This is a genomic window from Butyrivibrio sp. AE3009, assembly GCF_000420845.1.
Lineage (GTDB): Bacteria > Bacillota > Clostridia > Lachnospirales > Lachnospiraceae > Butyrivibrio.
Map to the genome: position 1 here is coordinate 15,418 of NZ_ATVS01000022.1, position 20,199 is coordinate 35,616.

Sequence of the window (20,199 nt, forward strand, 5' to 3'; positions counted from 1 at the left end):
AAATATATAGCAGTTCTTTACTTGGCAGGTTTTTGTAAAAAGAACCTGCCAATTCTGTTAAGTCCCATTGAAGCCACAAATATGATAATGGCGCAGGCAATGTGTCTTTTGCCAAGCTTGATCTCCATGGGGCTAATGTATTTCCATACCCATTCGTGAAGACAGTAGATCTCCAGGGTAAGCGTGCCTATAAGGGCAAGTGCCTTGTTGATGAAGGCAGTGGCCTTGAGCTTGTCGAAGGCGTCAAATATCAGTGCCAGCACAACTATCATTGCAGAAACCAGAAGGTTACTGTGGATGACATTGTCGGCGTGGAAGGCATCGAAGAATCCGTAGTTGATCTCATAATATACAAGTCCTGCTCCAAACAGGGCCATTACAGCTATCAGAACCGCGTAGAGGTTCCTGGTTTTTTGGCTGAGTGAATCATCGTAGGTAGCCAGCATGAAGCCCAGGAAAACATCCGGGATTCTTGTAAGTATCGCATTGATATCTCTTCTGATAAGGCCTGTGGGGTTCACTGTGAAGAGGAAAATGTAGAGCGCAACGGACAGAGCTACTGTCAGAAGCGGAACATTTTTGACCTTCTTGACCAGCATATAGCAAAAAGGTGCAAATATATAAAAGATAATTATGCAGGGAATGTACCACAGGTGAACATATATAGACTGAGTTAACTGGTCGATAAGAAGGAGCTTACGAACCAGCTCTTTGATGCTCCAGTTATCAATCAGCATATACATTACCGTTACAGGGGCATATACCACGTAGATACGAAGGATTCGTCTAAAAAGGTACTGCCAGTAGGTGCGAAGATTGGTTATCGGATTTTTTTCAAAGGAATGGTAGAGACCAAACATTGACAATACAATGAAGGCATCCACTCCGAGTATGGCATTTCTGTGGATGATAAAGCCGATGGAACCTTCGGCGGGTTCATAGAAAAGATGGTTAAAATACACCAGAAAAATGCAGATAGCCATGATTTCCGATCTGTGTTTGCTGATTTTCTCTCTCATAAAAAACTCCCTTTTAATCTAGACTTTTCTCACATAATGAATTATAATAACAAACAGCATTTTTGTCTAAATAAATACCTAAAAAAGTGTTTGCATATCTGGCAGACATTATTTCCATGACTAAAATTGAAAGGTGAATACAGCGATGTTCAGTTCTATTGTATCCGGAGCTGTCCATGGTATATCCTCCTATCTGATGCAGGTAGAAGTGGATGTTTCCGACGGACTACCCGGCTTTAACATGGTTGGCTTTATGAGCGGAGAGGTCCGCGAAGCCAAGGACAGAGTAAGAGTTGCTCTGAAAAATTACGGATTCAAACTTCCGCCCTCGAAGATAACGGTTAATCTATCACCGGCGGATATCAAGAAGGAGGGAATTGTGGTGGATCTGCCTGTGGCGGTGGGTATACTGACGGCCATTGGCGAGATCTCAGAGGATTCTCTCCAAGATACGGTGGTGCTGGGAGAACTTGGCCTCGACGGCGAGATCAAGGCGGTGAAGGGAACCCTGCCCATTGTAATGAAGGCCAAGGAGATGGGGTATAGAACCGTTATTCTCCCCAAGGCCAATTCCAGGGAGGGAGCTGTAATTGACGGAATCAAGATAATCGGAGTTTCGTCCCTTCAGGAGGCGGTAGCTTATCTTACTGCGGATGAAGAGGAGCGCGATGAGTATATCCCGCCAACTGTTGTAGATATAGATGAGATATTCAGAGAAGGGGAGAGAAGGCAGAGTAAGCTCGATTTTGCCGACATCAATGGCCAGGCAGGGGTAAAAAGAGCTGTTGAAATAGCCGCAGCGGGATTCCATCACATTCTCCTTATCGGACCTCCGGGCTCCGGCAAGAGTATGGTAGCCAAGCGCATTCCCACTATACTTCCGCCCTTGTCTCTCAAAGAGAGTCTTGAAGTATCTGCAATCTATTCCGTGGCAGGTATGCTGGGAGAGAATGAAGCTCTCATCACAGCAAGGCCCTTCATGGCACCGCACCATCTCATAACTGAGACCGCACTCACTGGAGGTGGAAGCATTCCTCATCCCGGCGCAATTTCTTTATCCCACAGGGGAGTCTTATTTCTCGATGAAATGCCTGAGTTTTCAAGAGCAAAACTGGATCTTTTGCGACAACCCATAGAAGACAGGAAGATAAACATAGTCAGAACCAAGGGGACCTTTTCCTATCCTGCGGATTTCATGCTGGCGGGGGCTCTTAATCCATGCCCTTGCGGTTATTATCCCGACAGGAACAAGTGCAAATGTACTCCCAATGAGATAAGGCGATATCTTGGGCATATTTCCGGGCCTATCCTTGACAGGATCGATATCTGCGTGGAGGCACCAAGGGTGGATATTTCAGATCTCTCGCGGGGAAATAAAAGCGCCAACGAGAGTAGCGCAGCCATCAGGAAAAGAGTCCTTGAGGCAAGAAAGAGGCAGCAGGAGAGATTTGCGGGCACAGGCCTTAATTTCAACTCCGAAATGTCTCCGAAGGACATAGAAAAATACTGCGCTCTGGCCCCTAAGGAAAAGAGCTTTCTTGAGAACGCTTTTTGCACCATGGAACTAAGCGCAAGGGCCTATCATAAGGTCCTTAGGATTGCCCGCACAATAGCGGATATAGAAGCATGCGACAATATTACACAGTTACATCTGATGGAGGCACTCAGCTATCGTATGACCGACGGCAAGTACTGGCGTCAGCAGGAGGAGTAAATGATACGAGACAAAAACAGAAACGTAAATATAACCGAAAACGAGTATGCCCACTGGCTGTTCAACGTTCCGACGATCGGCCGCGGAACCATAGACAAGCTTCTGTGCGGCGGCAGAAGCTGCAGGGAGATATATGAGATGGATGAGAGGGAACTGGGCGGAATTCTTAGTAAGGCCCAGACAAAGAAGTTCGTCGAATCCCGAAATGTCTGGGATTTTGCCAAGGAAAGGGAGAAACTACAGAAGCTGGGGATCAGATTTATTCCTAGGATAGATCCTGATTTTCCGGAAAAGCTCAAGAACATTCCGGATCCGCCCTTTGCTCTGTATGTTAAGGGGGAACTTCCCGATGACAGTAAGCCCTGCGTTGCCATAATCGGAGCAAGGATGTGTTCGGAGTACGGCAGATTTATGGCAAGGCAGCTTGGGAGAGGCCTTGCTCACGCAGGAGTTCAGGTGATCAGCGGAATGGCCAGGGGAGTTGACGGTATCAGCCAGAAGGCCGCTGTGGAAGCCGGCGGAAAGTCCTTCGGAATAGTCGGAAGCGGCGTTGATATCTGCTATCCGGATGACAACAAGCCCCTCTATGATGAGCTGTGCCTAAATGGCGGTGTTATCTCTGAGTATCCTCCCGGGACCATGCCAAGAGCCGGTTTCTTTCCCATGCGAAACAGGATAATCAGCGGTCTGTCGGATGTGGTGGTTGTAGTGGAGGCAAGGCTTAAGTCCGGAACCCAGATTACGGTCGATACTGCTCTTGAACAGGGGAAGGAGGTTGTGGCTCTCCCCGGAAGAGTTACCGACAGGCTCAGTGACGGCTGTAATCAGCTCATCTGTCAGGGCGCGGGAATAGTATTGGGGACAGAGGATATCCTGGAAAAACTCTTTGAAGTAAGAAACCGGGACTACAATAAACGAAATAGTGATAAAAACGACGAAAACGCTCTTATAGAAGAGGAAACTGATTATATTGACGAAGAAGTATTAACTATAGAGGATGAAATCCTTGAAACTATAGATATTATCCCTACTACAGCATCATCAATACTTGATAAGCTTGCCGGAAACGGTGTTGTAATATCGATACCGGAGTTGATGCAAAGGTTAATGGACATGGTGGGAAGTGGCAAAATTGCTCAAGATGGCGCGTATTACAGGAAAATACTGGGTGGCACCGCTTGCGCAAAACGTTTCCGGTAACGATACCGAAAACGATTCCGATACAAAATGTCAATGTGCAATATGTATAAAAACGCAAACGTTATATCATCAAAAGTGCTTAATTGACAAAATAATGCACAAGTCATACACTTTTTATTAGAGCAACCGATTGCGCAAGTTGCGCAACCAAGAAATTTTTATGGAGGGAATAATATGAAAAAGAAATTGGTATCAGTTTTACTTGCAGCAGCAATGAGCACATCACTTCTTGTTGGCTGCGGCGAGGAAGCAGCACAGACTGTCCAGGAGACAGCAGAGACTGTTCAGGAGACAGCACAGGAGACAACAGAAGCAGTTCAGGAGACAGCAGAGGCTGTTCAGGAGACTGCTGAAGAGATTACAGATTACGGCACAGGCGAGATCAAGATCTGGGTTGCAGACGCAGTTGTTGATTTCACTAACAAGCAGGTTGCAGACTTTATCGCGGCCAATCCTCAGTTCGCAGGCTATACAGTTACTGTTGAAGCTGTAGGTGAGGGTGATGCAGCCAGCAATATGATCACAGACGTTACAGCAGGCGCTGATATCTACGGATTCGCTCAGGACCAGACAGCAAGACTTGTTGCTGCAGGTGCTCTTGAGGAAGTAGCTCCCGAGAACGTTGACGCCATCAAGTCACAGAACGCTGCAGGCGCAGTTGTAGCTGCTACAGTTGGTGACACACTTTACTCATATCCTATGACAGCTGATAACGGATATTTCCTTTACTACGATAAGAGCGTTGTAACAGATCCTTCTACTCTTGAGGGAATCCTTGAGCAGTGCGAAGCAGCAGGCAAGAACTTCTACATGGATCTTACAGGCTGGTATCAGGTAGCTTTCTTCTTCGGAACAGGCTGCACACTTACATATGATTCTGACAACGACGGTAACTTCACAGGCTGCAACGTTGACTACGATTCAGACAAGGGCCTTGTTGCTCTTAACGAGATGATCGAGGTTGCAGGTTCCAAGGCATTCCAGCCCGGCTCTTCAGCAGGTGATGCTGTTAACTACGCAGCAATCATTGATGGAACATGGGATGCTTCAACAGTTAAGGATTTCCTTGGCGACAACTATGCATGTGCTAAGCTTCCTACCTTCACAGGTTCTGACGGCGCTACATATCAGATGAGCGGCTTCAACGGCTGCAAGCTTCTTGGTGTTAAACCTCAGGAAGATGAGAACAAGCTTGCTGTTTGCGATGCACTTGCTCTTTACCTTACAAGCAAGGATGTACAGCTTGCTCGTTACAACGAAGTAGGTTGGGGTCCTTCAAATCTTGAAGCTCAGGCTGATGATGCAGTTAAGGCAGACGAAGCTCTTTCAGCTCTTTCAGAGCAGTTCGCATTCACAGTACCTCAGGGTCAGTATCCCGGCGACTACTGGACAAACGCTGAGGCTCTTGCAGGCGATGTACAGAATGGCCTTCAGGGAGCATCAGAGGATGACGTTAAGGCAGCTCTTAAGGACTTCCAGGAGAAGATTGCTGCAGCAAGATAACAGGAATTCTTTGAACTATCTTATTTATTAAAAATATACCGGCAGGAGCTTTGCCTTCTGCCGGTTTTTTAAAAAGAAGCACTATAGCATTCCGTTGTGGAGGAAACGATATGAGTAACACATCTGTGGCGAAAAAGAATCCTGTTGGCAGCTTTTTTTCTGCGGTGGGAAATGTATTTAAGGACATTGGGGTAATCTTTGTTCAGGGGGATTGGAGAACAAAGATTTCTTATCTGATCATGGGATTCGGGCAGATAATGCGTGGCCAGTTTTTGCGTGGCGGCATGTATCTTTCCATCGAAGTTCTGTTTATATGGTTTATGACATCCTTTGGCAGCAAGTATTTTTCTAAGCTTGGAACCCTGGGAACTATCGAGACCTATAAGAAAAACCGTAAGACAGTATACGGCGATCATTCATTCCTGATTCTGTTATTCGGCCTTTTGGCTTTATTCTTCATTATTTTCCTGCTCTTTTGCTGGTACAAGAATATCAAGGATAACCAGAAGGAGGAGCTGATTCTTAAATCCGGCAAGAAACTGCCGGGAAGCAAAGCGGACTTCCTGTCGCTTTTTGATTCCAACTTTGATAAAACACTTTTGGCACTTCCTGTGACAGGTGTATTTGCCTTCACTGTTCTGCCAATTGTTTTCATGATATGCGTAGCCTTTACCAATTATGACGCCACGCATCAGGCTCCCACCAAGCTGTTTACCTGGGTGGGATTTGAGAATTTCAAGAACATGTTCTCCTTTGGAACGGGCGGATTTGGCCGTACCTTCGGAGGAGTCCTTCTGTGGACACTGGTCTGGGCGCTTCTTGCAACCTTCATAGACTACTTCCTTGGAATTGCAGTAGCTATCCTGATCAACAAAAAGGGCATCAAGTTCAAGAAATTCTGGAGAACCTGTCTGGTTATGACGATTGCGGTTCCTCAGTTTGTCAGCCTTTTGTATGTGTCCAAGCTCTTTGATTCTGCAGGTATCATCAACGGTACTCTGATGAAATGGGGGATCATTGACTCGGCGATCCCGTTCTGGACCGATCCGCTGCTTGCCAAGGTGACGATCGTTGTAGTAAATATCTGGATCGGTATTCCTTACCTTATGCTGATGGCTACGGGACTTCTCATGAACATTCCCGCAGATCTTTATGAGAGCGCCAGCATTGACGGGGCAACACCCTGGCAGATGTTCAGACACATCACAATGCCTTACATGCTCTTTGTAACAGGTCCTTATCTGCTTACTTCTTACACCGGTAACCTTAACAACTTTAACGTGATCTACCTGCTCACCGGCGGAGCACCGAAGTCTATGAGCTACACCGGCGGCGCCGGCGCTACGGACCTATTGGTAACCTGGCTCTATAAGATGACCATCAACGACACTGACTATAAGATGGCAGCTGTTATAGGTATCATGGTATTCATTGTGACAGCCGTGATCTCACTGTCTGTTTACAGGATGTTACCGTCAGTTAAAGATGAGGAGGGATTCCAATAATGGCAAGAGAGAGTTCAATGAAAAGAAAACGGGCAGTTAGCAACTTTTTTTCCTACCTGCTTCTGATAATAATTGTAATTATCTGGCTTTTCCCGTTCTTTGGTATTGTTCTGGGAAGCTTTCGTTCCTACAATCCTGCTGTTGAATACGGCGGAATTGTGGATTATGTCATTCCCAAGCATTTTTCTTTGGATAATTACAGATTCTGTCTCGGAGATGAGACCAATTATAAAAGATGGTATATGAATACCGTTACAATTGCGTTCTTTGTTTCACTGCTGCAGACAATTGTGGTATTGTGCGTAAGCTATGCCCTCAGCCGTATGAGATTTAACGGCAGAACTCTTCTTATGAAGTTCTGGCTTATCCTTGGAATGTTCCCGGGCTTCCTTACCATGATCTGCCTCTACTTCCTTCTGAAGCAGGTCGGACTTACACAGGCAGGAGCGGTTCCCGGACTTATTCTTGTATCTGTTGCAAGTTCAGGTATGGGCTACTATATTTGTAAGGGATATTTTGATACAATTCCCAAGGCCCTTGACGAAGCTGCCAGAATCGACGGAGCTTCCAGAGCGAGAGTATTTTTTACCATGACAATTCCCATGAGTAAGCCTATCATTATCTATCAGGCCCTGGTTGCATTCATGGCTCCCTGGAATGATTATGTATTTGCTTCCTACATGGCTTTCGGTCATGACAAGAGTTACAACGTTGCGGTTTCCATGTACAGATGGATGAATACCGGAGACTATCAGGGATACTTTACAAGATTCTGCGCCGGCGGCGTACTTATCGCCATTCCTGTAACACTTCTGTTCATGTTCCTTCAGAAGTACTACGTAGAAGGTGTAACCGGTGGTGCGGTTAAGGGTTAAAATGTTACGTTGGTAGGAAAACTATGAGCGAACGAAAGATAACAATTGATGACGTGGCCAATGCCCTTGGGATTTCCAAGACCACCGTTTCCAGAGCAATCTCGGGAAAGGGGAGAGTCGGAAGTGATACAAGGGCCAGGGTCATGGCCTATATAGAAGAGCATAATTACAGACCAAATGTCATGGCCAGAGCCCTTGCTCAGCAGAGAACATTCAATATCGGAGTGGTCTGGCCGGATGATTACAACGCTGTGGATCTTCCTTTTTTCCAGCGCTGTATGATCGGCATGAGCGAAGTTACATCAAGCTATGGCTATGACATTATCGTATCTCTTATTGCAGGCGATGATATAGCGGGACTTAAGAGAATAGTGGAGAACCACAAGGTTGACGGCATTATTCTCACCAGGACACTGGTTAACGATGCTCCTGCCAGATATCTGAAGGAATGCGGAATTCCTTTTGTAGCAGTGGGGTCAACAGATGATCCCGATATTGTTTCCATTGATAACGACAACTTTGACGCCTGCAGAGAGCTTACCTCAATTCTTATTGCCAAGGGACTTAAGAGACTGGCTCTTATCGGAGGCTCACGCAATCACATCATCACAAGAACCAGATACAACGGCTTCATCGCAGCCTTTAACGACGCAAGGATTGAAGTGGATCCGGCTCTTATCTATCTTGATGTGGATAGTAATCTCAAGGTGGCAGCTATACTGAAGGAGCTTCTTAAGAGCAACATTGACGGCGTGGTATGTATGGACGACTCAATAGCGGGAGAGGTTATAGCAAGGTGCAGAGATGCACGGCTTAAGATACCGGATGACATAAGGCTTGCTTCCTTTTATAACAGCTCGATCCTGGAGAGTGCCATTCCTTCCGTCACCTCTCTTAATTTCAATGACAAGAATCTGGGAGCTGTGGCTGCCAGAACACTTCTTGGCATGATAGGCGGCGAGAAGTCGGAGAATCAGGTGCTGAGAAACTATGAGGTAATCCTGAAGGAGAGTACAAAGTAACATTAGGAGAAAATTATGAAAATAACGACAGACTCTAAGATCACATATGATCCTGTGAGCCTTTTGGTAGATGGGAAGAGATGGTTTCCCATGATGGGGGAGATGCATTTTTCCAGATACCCCGCAAGATACTGGGAAGAGGAGCTCTGCAAGATGAAGGCGGGCGGAATCGACATTGTTTCACTTTACGTTATCTGGATCCACCATGAAGAGATTCAGGGACAATTCGATTTTACCGGTGACAGGAATCTGAGAGCATTTCTTGAAACTGTGCAAAAATGCGGCTTATACAGCATTTTGAGGATCGGCCCCTGGGCCCACGGAGAAGCAAGAAACGGAGGCTTTCCAGACTGGCTGCTTCAGGACAGCGAAGCTAAGGGGTACGAAGTAAGAACAGATGCTCCCGAGTATCTTCAGCATGTAAGACACTTCTATGAAAAGACCTATGAGCAGGCCGAGGGCTATTTTATCAAGGATGGCGGCCCTGTTATAGGTATTCAGATTGAAAATGAGTACGGCCACTGCGGCGGCAAAAACGGAGAAGAGGGCGAACAGCACATGAGAACCCTTCTTGCCATGGCCAAAGAGATTGGCTTTGAGACTCCGATCTACACCGCAACAGGCTGGGGCGGCGCTGTGACAGGAGGCATGCTCCCTGTTATGGGCGGATACTGCGAAGCTCCCTGGGATCCCAGGGTTACGGAGATCGAGCCCAGCGGCAATTACATTTTTACCAGAGAGAGGAACGATCACAATATCGGATCCGATCATGGACTGGGGGCAGGAATAACCTTTGATATGGGAAGATTCCCATACCTTACCGCAGAGTTGGGCGGCGGCCTTCAGGTTACAAGACACAGAAGACCTATCGCATCCGGTACTGATACCGCAGCGATGACAATGGTCAAGATGGGAAGCGGAGCCAATCTTCTCGGATACTACATGTATCACGGCGGAACCAATCCTGAAGGCAAGCTCACAACATTGCAGGAGAGCACGGATACAGGATATCCCAATGACCTTCCTGTATGCTCCTACGATTTCAATGCCCCACTTCGTGAATATGGCCAGATGGAGGATACCTACCGACAGGTAAGGCTTATCTCCGAATTCGTCCACGATTTTGGCGATGATATGTGTGACATGGAGCTTACGGAGCAGCCTGGGAACCCCCTTAAGCCCGATAATCTCACAGACCTTAGAACCAGCGTAAGATGTAAGAATATCAGGACTAAAGATGGAGAGGAAGTTTCTTCCGGGTATCTTTTTGTAAACAACTATCAGAGAAGATACGAGATGGCTCTTCACAGAGACGTTACTCTAAGGGCCTACGACTCTGACGGCAAGACTGTTCTTTCCGAATTTGCCCAAAGAGATATAGAGAACGGCGACTTTTTCTTCTATCCCTTCAATATGCCCGTGGGCGAAGATGCTCTTTTGACGATTGATGCGACTCCTCTTTGCAGGATCAGGGACTTTGACGATAACGGACATGATGCATATGTTTTCTACACAGACAGTGACAGGGAGGCATCGGTCAGTATCAAGGGAGATCTTGCAGGAAACAGGATTATTGTTCTTACGGCGAATGAAGCACTGCATACCTCCAAGACCAGCATCTTGGGCAAGGAGTATCTGTTTATTTCTGAGGGAGAAGTGGTAAACGCAGCAGATGGAGCGCCTTACCTCTATTTTAATGCAGCGGAGGAAGAGGAGAAAAAGCCTTCGTTTAAATGTTTCCCGGCCCTTAAGGATATTTCCGGTGATTTCGACAGGAAGTCTGAGGGAAGAAACGTTGAGGAGATTGGAGACAGCGACGCCTTTGCCTTCTATGAAGGAAACAGGTTCTATGGCTGCACTGCCAAGGCTTCGTCTCCATCCCGGGAGGACAGCGATGATAAGGCCCTGTACAGCATAGAGGTTACCGATATCTCAGAAGAACCCGAAGAGATCTATCTGGAGATCGAGTACGAGGGCGATATGGCGCAGATGTATAAGGGCGACAAGCTTATAGCTGACAGCTTCTACACAGGCCAGCTCTGGGAGATAGGACTTAAGAGGTTCATTGATAAGGACGGCGAAAGAGCCAAAGAATTCGCAGCCGACATTCTTATCACACCTCTTTATGAAGATACGAAGGTCTATCTCCAGGATCCGCCAAAGCTCAAGAATGGCAAGGCTTGCGACTTAATTAATATACATTTAATATCTCAATACCGTGTTAAAATATAACAATATGTCGTATAATAATGTTATCTGGGAAAATATGCCCGGATAACATTATTTTTTTATTGTGAGGAAAAAAATGCAAAATGACGGGATAACCATGACCTATTCCGCAATAGTTCGGGATAAGGATAACAAAAAGATCGTGAGAGTCTCGTTTGAGAGAATAGGCACTCTGGGAAAGGAAATCGCAGAGGGTCTTATTCCTGAGTGCATAATTACTAATCAAAAGGGCTTTTCCGCGGAGGAAGTCAAGGGACTTGAGGAGTACCTTAAGGCTAATTATGAGGATATCATGGATAAGGCCAAGATCATCAGTAATCCGCTGAAATGGCTCTGATCCGCATATAAGGTAACCGGAGGACGGCGCATGCAGTACGATTTTTACTATGACATCTGCGCTTTGTGCATATTGGCGACCATAGCCATCACCTCTCTGTCTAGAAGAAGGGTACCTGCTTACAGACAGAGAGTTTATGATGCGCTTTTTTGGGTTGTGCTCATGGCTACCGTGGCGGAGCGCGTTGAGACCATACTCCAGATGGAACCAATGCCGGAAAAAGTATGGTATCACTTCGCTGAAATGCTGTGCGGCTCTGTGTATTTTGTTAATCATCTCGGGGCTGCTATGTTTTATTATTTTTATATCATGTCGATACTTGACATACATGTAGACCGTGAGTCCAAAAAAGATATGCTGCTGACCTATGCCAGCTTTTGGATCGCCATGGCGCTTGTTGCGGTTAACTGGTTTTATCCGGTGCTGTTTTACTATGATGAGAATGGTCTTTATCACAGGGGAGCATTGATTATTATCTTTTATATTACGTCATTGTATTATGTGGTATATGGTCTTATTACCATGGGGCGATACAGGCATCTTATGCGATTGAAGACCAGGCTTGTGGCTACTTCTTATGTTGTCTTTGCACTCATAGGTGTTATCGTTCAATATTTTTTACCCTGGGTGCTCATAGAGAATTTCTGCAATACCATCAGTATCACTCTTGTTTTCATCACTCTTCAGAACCCCAGCGAAATGGTTGATGAGACACTGAATATCCTGAACAGAAAGGCGTTTCTTGAGGGACTTGAGCTTAACATGAAGAGAAAAGACCCTCATTCCACGATATTTATAACAATAGACAATATCAGAGCACTGAGCACGGAAATAGGTTATGTACAGGCTCAGGCCGTTCTTAAGAAAATAGCGACTTTCCTTAAGCATGTGGGAAGAAAAGAGTTCAGTATTTCGACATATACCTACAGATATGCTGAGTACTGTTTTGCCGTTACTGTGCACGGTCTCGACGAAGCAAGGACCAACAAGCTCTTAGAGAGAATAGCGACGAGGCTTAAAGAGCCCTGGAACTCATCCAACATGGCTATTCATATCGACGGGCACTGCTTTGTTATAAAGTATCCGGATCATTATAAATCCTCTGCGGAGCTGATGAACAGAATTGACATCATCAATGAGGATATCACCGGCTACAGAGATGTGATCATAGATCTGGACGATCTTAAGTACAATGAGCTCAAAAAGTACAGAGAATACGATGTTCTGGCAAGGGGAAATCTTGATACCAAGAAGGCTGTTGTGAAATTCCAGCCGATTCTGTCCAAGGTGTACAAGATTAACTACAGTGCAGATCTGGTTTGCTTTTTCCTTGATGAAGAGGGCAATGAGATAGATGTAAGAGGACATATTCCTGACATCAGAGTGACACAAGCCCTTATGGATACTGATGAATATGTGTACAGAAGAGCTTGCAGGGCGCTTGCGTTCTGGAATGCGGGTGATAAAAAAGGTAAATACAGGGCTGTTGTTGGGCTTTCTCAGGGTGAGATATCCAGAAACGATTTTGTCAGAAGGATCAAAAAGATACTGAGAGAGGAAAAGGCGGAAGCCTCCTGGATAAGCCTTAAGCTTACGGAGACGACTCTTGCCACCATGAATAGTGTTGCCGAGAGAAATCTGAAGCTCCTTGGAGAGATGAAGGCTTCCATAGTGGTGGACAAGTACGGAACAGGTTATGGCAACCTGGACAGACTTCTTACACTGCCTATAATGCAGGTCAATCTTGATCACTCCATCCTTGTTTCTGCCATGGAATCGGAGCAGATGAAGCTGGTGGCCCATGGAATCGTTAATCTTTTCCACGATATCAGCCTCTTTGTGGGTGCTACGGAGATATCCTCCGAGGAGGACAAGGAAATGGCAGAGGAGCTTGGCTGTGATTTCCTTATAGGTGATTATATGGGTAAGCCCATGAAGGACAGCTCTTATGTCAGATTTATAGACGCATATTTTGATGAAGGGTAAGTATGGAACTGTTAACACGTCCTCACAACTACAATATTTCATTTAATATTGCAGCTCTTGTGCTTGTTTTTGTGACTTTGCTGATACATATATCGCAGGAGGTTCACTACAGCAGGCAGAGGAATGTTTTTGGTGCCATTATCGCAGATGCCTTTTTCATTAATCTGATGGGGCTGGCGCACCAATGCTACCTTTCAAACGATTACTTCAAGTATATTATTACAGCTGAGGGAAACAAATATATTGTTATCGCAGAAAAAATCTCCGTTTATCTTCTGCCATATTTTTCCATAATCTATGTTGCTGCGATTTTCCAGATGGAGCTTGATTCTCTACTGAAAAAAGCTATTGTTGCCATTCCTACTATTTATGCAGTTTTGGCATTTGCCAGTGGTGTTTGGAGCGATTATTACTTTAGCTTTGATGCAGCCGGCAATCTTAAATTTAATTATTATCAGGGGGCGACGGTTAATATCGGAGTAATCCTGTATTTTATATCTGCTGCATATCTGCTTCTTAAATACGGCAAATCCCTTACAAGTGAGAAATTCATCGCAATCTGGGTATACTTTTTTATAATGCTGCTGGGCATCCCTGTCAGGATACTTACCAGGTCCGGATCGATATTTGAGTTCAGCGTGTCGATCTCACTTCTTTTGTGCGTATATACCTTCCAGAATCCCAGCGAATTTGTGGACAGAATGTCCGGTGCGGGTACGAGGAATGCGCTGAATTTCTATATTTCCACCAGTCTTATTCAGAAAAAAGAGTTTACCGCACTGGGAGTACATGTGAACAAGCTGGCGGTTATTTTGGGGGTGGAACCTACTGAGGCTGCATCGGACCTTCTGAATCAGATATCTTCTTATCTTAAGAAGCTGTGCCCCGAAGGGAATCTTTTTTACCCGGGAGACGCGGATTTTATACTTGTATTTCCGGATGTTACCCCGGATGAGGCGGTTATTGAAAAGACCGTTGAACAGATAAGGAAAAGATTCAAGGAACCCTGGAAGATCAGAGGCGATGAAATCAAGCTGGTCCAGAGCCCTTATGCCATCGGTTTTCCTGATGAGGCGGATTCACTGGACAGGTACAGTGAGATAAGATCTGTCATGAGCAAGGCTATCCTCAGGCAGAACAGGGAAATCCTCAGGGTATCTGATCTTAGTCTTAAAACGGTGGAACAGGACAAAAAGATCAATAACATAGTAAAACATGCACTGGATAATGGGCATCTGGAAGTGTATTATCAGCCTATTTATTCGCCTGAGACCGGGAGATTTTCTTCCTGTGAGGCGCTTCTAAGACTTAAGGATCCTCAGCTGGGCTTCATATCACCTGCGGTATTCATGCCCGTAGCGGAGCGAAACGGAACTATTTTGGCCATGGATAAATACGTACTTTCGAAGGTCTGTGAGATGATCTCGAATACAGCGGTAAGAGACTACGGACTTGAGTATGTTGAGATCAACCTGTCTATAGTGGACTGCATTCAGACCAATCTTGCAGAAAATGTCCTTAGGACTCTCAGTAAGTACGATGTAAAACCTTCCGAGATCAATCTTGAGGTGACAGAGACCTCTGAGGAGGGCATAAATGCGGTTATGGAGGAAAACGTAAGAAAGCTCATGGCCGCAGGCGTTGATTTTTCAATGGATGATTTCGGAACGGGCTATTCGAACATTGCCAGGGTAGCCAGTATGCCGGTCAAGATATTCAAGCTTGATAAGAGTATAATCCAGTCGGCCTTTGACTCTGAAGTCAACTACATGGTAATGTACAACATGGTCAAGATCATCAAGTCTCTTGGAAAAGAGATTGTGGCGGAGGGCGTCGAGACCGGCGAACAGGCAAGGCAGATCATCAAGCTTGGCTGCGATCACCTTCAGGGATTCTTTTATTCCAGGCCCCTGCCAAGGGATCAGTTCTTGGACTTTATGAAGGAACATAATTCTTAAATACTTTATTGCAATAAAGAGGTCTACAGTGTAAAATTTACTAGTGCATCTTTTCCTATATTATGGAAGAGATGCACTTTTGAGAGATAGTATTAAGAAATTTTTTTAGTAAGGATGGTAATATGGCACTTATAAAAAAACCCGTTACCGGAATGAAGGATATCCTTCCTTCCGAAATGCAACTCAGAGATTACTGCATAAGCATTATTAAGAAGACCTACGCAGAGTTTGGATTCAATTCCATCGAGACTCCCTGCGTTGAGTCCCTTGCGAATCTTAACAGCAAACAGGGCGGTGAGAATGAGAAACTCATCTTCAAGGTTATGAAAAGAGGAGAGAAGCTCAATCTTGAGACAGCCAAGGAGGAGAACGACCTGACAGATTCAGGACTTCGTTATGACCTTACGGTTCCCCTTGTTCGTTTTTATGCCAATCACGCAAGTGAGCTTCCTGCTCCCTTCAAGGCACTTCAGATGGGCAATGTGTGGAGAGCGGACAGACCCCAGAAGGGAAGATATCGCCAGTTTATGCAGTGCGACATAGATATTCTCGGTGAAGCTTCCAATCTGGCTGAGATCGAGCTTATTCTTGCTACAACCACAACTCTCGGAAGACTTGGCTTCAAGGATTTCAAGATCAGAATCAATGACAGACAGATCCTCAAGGCAATGGCTGCATATAGCGGATTCCCTGAGGAAGAGTACGATAACGTATTCATCACTCTCGACAAGATGGACAAGATCGGCATCGACGGAGTTTCCGAGGAACTTATCAAAATGGGCTTTGCAAAGGAGTCTGTTGACAAGTATCTTGAGCTTTTCAGAGAGGCTGAGGGCAAGGGCTCAGTAGAAGCTCTTACCGATATCGCTGACAAGCTTGGAGATTTTCTTTCCGCAGAGGTTAAGGAAGGTCTTACCGAGATCATCAACAGCGTCGAGGGAACCAAGGCTGCACAGTTTGAGATGGAATTCGATCCTACGCTTGTTCGCGGAATGAGCTATTATACAGGAACTATTTTTGAAGTAGCAATGCCTCAGTACGGCGGAAGCTGCGGTGGCGGCGGCCGTTACGACAAGATGGTAGGCAAGTTCCTTGGTCAGGATACACCTGCCTGTGGTTTCTCCATCGGTTTTGAGCGTATCATCATGATCATGATGGATGAGGGCTTCAAGATCCCCGGTGAGAGCGCCAAGGTTGCATACCTTATCGAGAAGGGCATCAAGGGAGACAGACTTGCTGAGATTATTGCACAGGCTCAGAAGGAAAGAGCAGAGGGCAAGCAGGTTCTGGTTGTTCGTATGAACAAAAACAAGAAGTTCCAGAAGCAGCAGCTTACCGAGCAGGGCTACGAGGAGTTTAAGGATTTCTATGAGAATCCCCTTGGCTGATAGCCGGGTTCTCAATAATGAAAGTATTTAGGAGGGGTAAAATGATAAGAAAAGGCTTTAAGATGAAGCTCTATCCGGGAATGGAGCAGGAATACGAGAAGAGACACAATGAACTGTGGCCGGAGATGCAGGAGATGATCCATCAGCATGGCGGCAGGAACTACAGTATTTTCCTGGATCCCGAGACAGATGTGCTGTACGGATACATTGAGATTGAAGACGAGGAGCTGTGGGCCAAGGGCGCCGATACTGCCATCAACCGCAAGTGGTGGGATTTCATGGCGGATATTATGGAGACCAACCCGGACAACAGCCCTGTAGCCGTAGATCTTCATCCGGTATTTCACCTGGACTGATTTAAATAGGAGGATATTTTGAGCGTTCACTCTATAAGGCTGACAGTATTGATACTGCTGGTTCTTCTTTCTGCTTTTTTCTCATCTGCCGAGACTGCTCTCATGACTGCTAACAGAGTCAAGATGAAGGCACTCTCCGATGAGGGCAACAAGAAGGCGGCACTGGTCCTTAAGATCTGTGAGGATACCCAGAAGATGCTGTCGGCAATCCTGATTGGAAACAATATTGTTAACTTAAGTGCTTCAGCCCTTATGACTATCTATGTTACGGATCGTTTTAAGGTGAGCTATGCGGTAAGTATAGGCACGGGTATTCTTACTCTGGTGGTTCTTATCATCGGTGAGATCATTCCCAAGACCATCGCAACTGCCCATGCGGAGACCATTTCTCTTTTATATGCGAGGATTATTCTCTGTTTGATAACTGTTGTGACACCCATTAGTTTTATTATTAATGGTATAGCAACAGGAATCCTGCGTCTTCTTCGTATTGACACCAGCAGCAGGCAGGCTATGACCGAGAATGAGCTTAAGACCTACGTGGATGTCAGCCATGAGGACGGTGTCATTGAGACCGGAGAGAAGCAGATCATTTACAACGTGTTTGACTTCAGCGACGCTGTGGCCAAGGATATCATGATCCCCAGGATCGATATGGTCTGTGTCAGCTCCGACGCTTCCTATGATGAAGTCATGAAGATATTCAAGGAAGAGATGTACACCAGAATCCCTGTTTATGAAGGTAATGAGCAGGACAATATCATCGGACTTATCAATGTCAAAGACCTTATTCTCATAGAAGATACTGAGAACTTCCGCATTTCGGATAATCTGAGAAAAGCTTATTATACCTATGAGTACAAGAAGACTGCAGACCTACTTATGGAGATGAGGCAGAAGTCCCAGAACGTTGCTTTTGTCCTTTCCGAGTACGGAACCTGCCTCGGAATGATAACTCTTGAGGATCTTCTTGAAGAGATCGTTGGAGAGATACGAGATGAGTATGACTCCGATGAGGCTCAGCTTATCAAGGATCTTGGAGATAACAGATATCTTGTGGAAGGCAATATGAAGCTGGACGATGTCAACGATGCTCTGGGTACTGAGCTTGATTCGGAAGACTATGATTCCATCGGCGGTCTTATGATCGAGAATCTTGACAGACTTCCCGGCTACGGCGAGACGGTTACTCTTGATGACGGCACTACCTTGACGGCCAGAGGAATCAAGAGAAACAGGATCACCAAGGTGCTTATGGTGGTACCTGAGGCGGAGGCCAAAGAAGAGAAGGAGTCCGAATAAAAAACTTTAATAATTTGCGATAATATGTTATACTGAATTGATGTATAAACTCGAAAAGTGGTTTTATATCCGCATTTTCAAGTAGGAGGCTATTTATTATGAAACATGTAAAATCATTAGTTACAAGAAATCTTAAGGAATCAATGAAGAAGGGCGGATGCGGCGAGTGCCAGACATCTTGCCAGTCTGCTTGCAAGACTTCCTGCACAGTAGGAAATCAGAGCTGCGAACAGCTTAGCAAGTAATCACCGGTTATTTGATATTCCGGGTACATATTTTTTGACCCGGGAGCATGATAATGTCATGTCGGGCAGCGGTTGAACGGCCGCTGCCAAATTTTTGGTTAGGAGTATTTATGATTCACGCTTATAAGAACAATGGCTACAATATTGTTCTGGACGTAAACAGTGGATCCGTACACGTTGTTGATGACGTGGTATTCGATCTCACTGAGGTAGTGGAAAGCAAACTTAAGGACAAGTATGGCACAGCTGCCACTCAGAATAATAAAGATAATGGCAATGAGTACAATTCTGATGTAGAATGGATATATCGGGATATTTTATCTTCCACGGATCTGTCACAGAAATATCCGGAGGAGGAGATAAGAGAAGGCATCGAAGAGCTGATGGAGCTCAGGGATGCAGAGGTTCTGTATACAGATGATGTATATGAGAACTACGTAGAGGATTTCCAGAACAGGGAGACCGTTGTTAAGGCCCTTTGTCTTAACATAGCTCATGACTGTAACCTCAGATGCAAATATTGTTTTGCTGATGAGGGTGAGTATCACGGAAGAAGAGCTCTTATGACCGAGGAGGTTGGTAAGGCCGCTCTTGATTTCCTTGTTAAGAATTCCGGCAGCAGAAGGAATCTTGAAGTGGATTTCTTCGGCGGAGAGCCTCTCATGAACTGGGAGGTTGTTAAGAAGATCGTTGAGTACGGTCGCAAGATTGAGAAAGAGCATGACAAGAACTTCCGTTTTACCATAACAACCAACGGAACGCTCTTAAATGATGAAATACTTGAATATGTTAACAAGGAAATGGGTAATATAGTCCTTTCCATCGACGGACGTAAGGAAGTCAACGATTTCATGCGCCCCAGAAAAGGCGGACAGGGCTGCTACGAGGACATCGTACCCAAGTTCCAGAAGGTAGCTGAATCAAGACATCAGCTCAGATATTTCGTTAGAGGAACCTTTACTCACAACAATCTGGATTTTTCAGAGGATGTGAAGCATCTGGCAGATCTGGGATTCAAACAGATTTCCGTAGAGCCTGTAGTTGCTAAGCCTGAAGACTGGTACGCACTTAAGGACGAGGATATCCCCAAGCTCTGCGAGGAATACGACAAGCTGGCTAAGTTCTATCTCGAGAGGCAGAAGGAAGGAAAGGGCTTTAACTTCTTCCACTTCAATATTGATCTTGAGGGCGGACCTTGCGTAGCCAAGAGACTTTCAGGATGCGGATCGGGATGTGAGTATCTGGGAGTTACCCCCTGGGGTGACCTGTATCCCTGCCATCAGTTCGTAGGTAACGAAGACTTTATTATGGGTAATGTTTATGATGGCATTACAAGGAATGACATTCGCGAGATGTTCAAGAAGAGCAATGTTTATTCCAGACCCGAATGTGAGAAGTGTTTTGCAAGGTATTATTGCAGCGGCGGATGTGCTGCCAATGCCTACAACTTCAACGGGGACATCAATACGACATATAAGCACGGATGTGAGCTTCAGAGGAAGCGCATTGAATGTGCGATTATGATAAAAGCGGCTATGGCCGAAGAAGGATAATGGAGGA

At 45.5% G+C, this 20,199-nt stretch carries 16 protein-coding genes; 15 read left to right on the top strand and 1 reads right to left on the bottom strand.

The annotated features are described in order from the left end of the window. Window positions 1-17: 17 nt before the first annotated feature. Complete coding sequence (locus G588_RS0111880) at window positions 18-1,019, bottom strand: acyltransferase family protein (protein ID WP_022778961.1); 1,002 nt, start codon at window positions 1,017-1,019, stop codon at window positions 18-20. 145 nt (window positions 1,020-1,164) lie between these two features. Between G588_RS0111880 and G588_RS0111885 the strand changes: the two genes are divergently transcribed. The 15 genes from G588_RS0111885 (at window position 1,165) to scfB (ending at window position 20,192) form a co-directional block, all read left to right on the top strand. Beyond that, the gene (locus tag G588_RS0111885) at window positions 1,165-2,733 is read left to right on the top strand and encodes a YifB family Mg chelatase-like AAA ATPase (RefSeq protein ID WP_022778962.1); all 1,569 of its coding nucleotides are present in this window, start codon (window positions 1,165-1,167) and stop codon (window positions 2,731-2,733) included. Continuing rightward, on the top strand, window positions 2,734-3,933 hold the full coding sequence (gene dprA, locus G588_RS20095; protein ID WP_022778963.1) for a DNA-processing protein DprA: 1,200 nt from the start codon (window positions 2,734-2,736) through the stop codon (window positions 3,931-3,933). Window positions 3,934-4,107: 174 nt separating this feature from the next. Then, window positions 4,108-5,436, top strand: coding sequence for an extracellular solute-binding protein (locus G588_RS0111895; RefSeq protein WP_022778964.1), 1,329 nt, complete (start codon window positions 4,108-4,110; stop codon window positions 5,434-5,436). Between the two features lie 110 nt (window positions 5,437-5,546). Next, the gene (locus G588_RS0111900; protein WP_022778965.1) at window positions 5,547-6,941 is read left to right on the top strand and encodes a carbohydrate ABC transporter permease; all 1,395 of its coding nucleotides are present in this window, start codon (window positions 5,547-5,549) and stop codon (window positions 6,939-6,941) included. Beyond that, the gene (locus G588_RS0111905) at window positions 6,941-7,816 is read left to right on the top strand and encodes a sugar ABC transporter permease (protein WP_022778966.1); all 876 of its coding nucleotides are present in this window, start codon (window positions 6,941-6,943) and stop codon (window positions 7,814-7,816) included. Before G588_RS0111900 ends, G588_RS0111905 begins: the two co-directional genes overlap by 1 nt. A 23-nt stretch (window positions 7,817-7,839) precedes the next feature. Then, window positions 7,840-8,838 carry a LacI family DNA-binding transcriptional regulator gene (locus G588_RS0111910; protein ID WP_022778967.1) on the top strand — a complete coding sequence of 333 codons (999 nt, stop codon included), beginning with the start codon at window positions 7,840-7,842 and terminating at the stop codon, window positions 8,836-8,838. Window positions 8,839-8,853: 15 nt separating this feature from the next. Beyond that, window positions 8,854-11,070: a beta-galactosidase gene (locus tag G588_RS0111915; protein WP_022778968.1), complete on the top strand. Its 2,217-nt coding sequence runs from the start codon at window positions 8,854-8,856 to the stop codon at window positions 11,068-11,070. A gap of 73 nt (window positions 11,071-11,143) precedes the next feature. Beyond that, on the top strand, window positions 11,144-11,404 hold the full coding sequence (locus G588_RS0111920; protein WP_022778969.1) for a hypothetical protein: 261 nt from the start codon (window positions 11,144-11,146) through the stop codon (window positions 11,402-11,404). A 30-nt stretch (window positions 11,405-11,434) separates the two neighbouring features. Continuing rightward, window positions 11,435-13,390: an EAL domain-containing protein gene (locus G588_RS0111925; protein ID WP_022778970.1), complete on the top strand. Its 1,956-nt coding sequence runs from the start codon at window positions 11,435-11,437 to the stop codon at window positions 13,388-13,390. A gap of 2 nt (window positions 13,391-13,392) precedes the next feature. Further along, entirely contained in the window at window positions 13,393-15,348 is a 1,956-nt protein-coding gene (locus tag G588_RS0111930; protein ID WP_022778971.1) for a GGDEF domain-containing phosphodiesterase, read from the top strand. A gap of 122 nt (window positions 15,349-15,470) precedes the next feature. After that, on the top strand, window positions 15,471-16,736 hold the full coding sequence (gene hisS / locus G588_RS0111935; protein ID WP_022778972.1) for a histidine--tRNA ligase: 1,266 nt from the start codon (window positions 15,471-15,473) through the stop codon (window positions 16,734-16,736). A 41-nt stretch (window positions 16,737-16,777) separates the two neighbouring features. Then, window positions 16,778-17,092, top strand: a complete 315-nt coding sequence (gene rhaM, locus G588_RS0111940) for an L-rhamnose mutarotase (protein ID WP_022778973.1) — start codon at window positions 16,778-16,780, stop codon at window positions 17,090-17,092. Window positions 17,093-17,110: 18 nt separating this feature from the next. Beyond that, window positions 17,111-18,394 (top strand): HlyC/CorC family transporter, encoded by a 1,284-nt coding sequence (locus G588_RS0111945; RefSeq protein WP_022778974.1) that lies wholly within the window; start codon window positions 17,111-17,113, stop codon window positions 18,392-18,394. A gap of 98 nt (window positions 18,395-18,492) precedes the next feature. After that, the gene (scfA, locus tag G588_RS20100) at window positions 18,493-18,639 is read left to right on the top strand and encodes a six-cysteine ranthipeptide SCIFF (RefSeq protein WP_013281386.1); all 147 of its coding nucleotides are present in this window, start codon (window positions 18,493-18,495) and stop codon (window positions 18,637-18,639) included. A 110-nt stretch (window positions 18,640-18,749) separates the two neighbouring features. Next, window positions 18,750-20,192, top strand: a complete 1,443-nt coding sequence (gene scfB, locus G588_RS0111955) for a thioether cross-link-forming SCIFF peptide maturase (RefSeq protein ID WP_022778975.1) — start codon at window positions 18,750-18,752, stop codon at window positions 20,190-20,192. The last annotated feature ends 7 nt before the right edge of the window (window positions 20,193-20,199 follow it).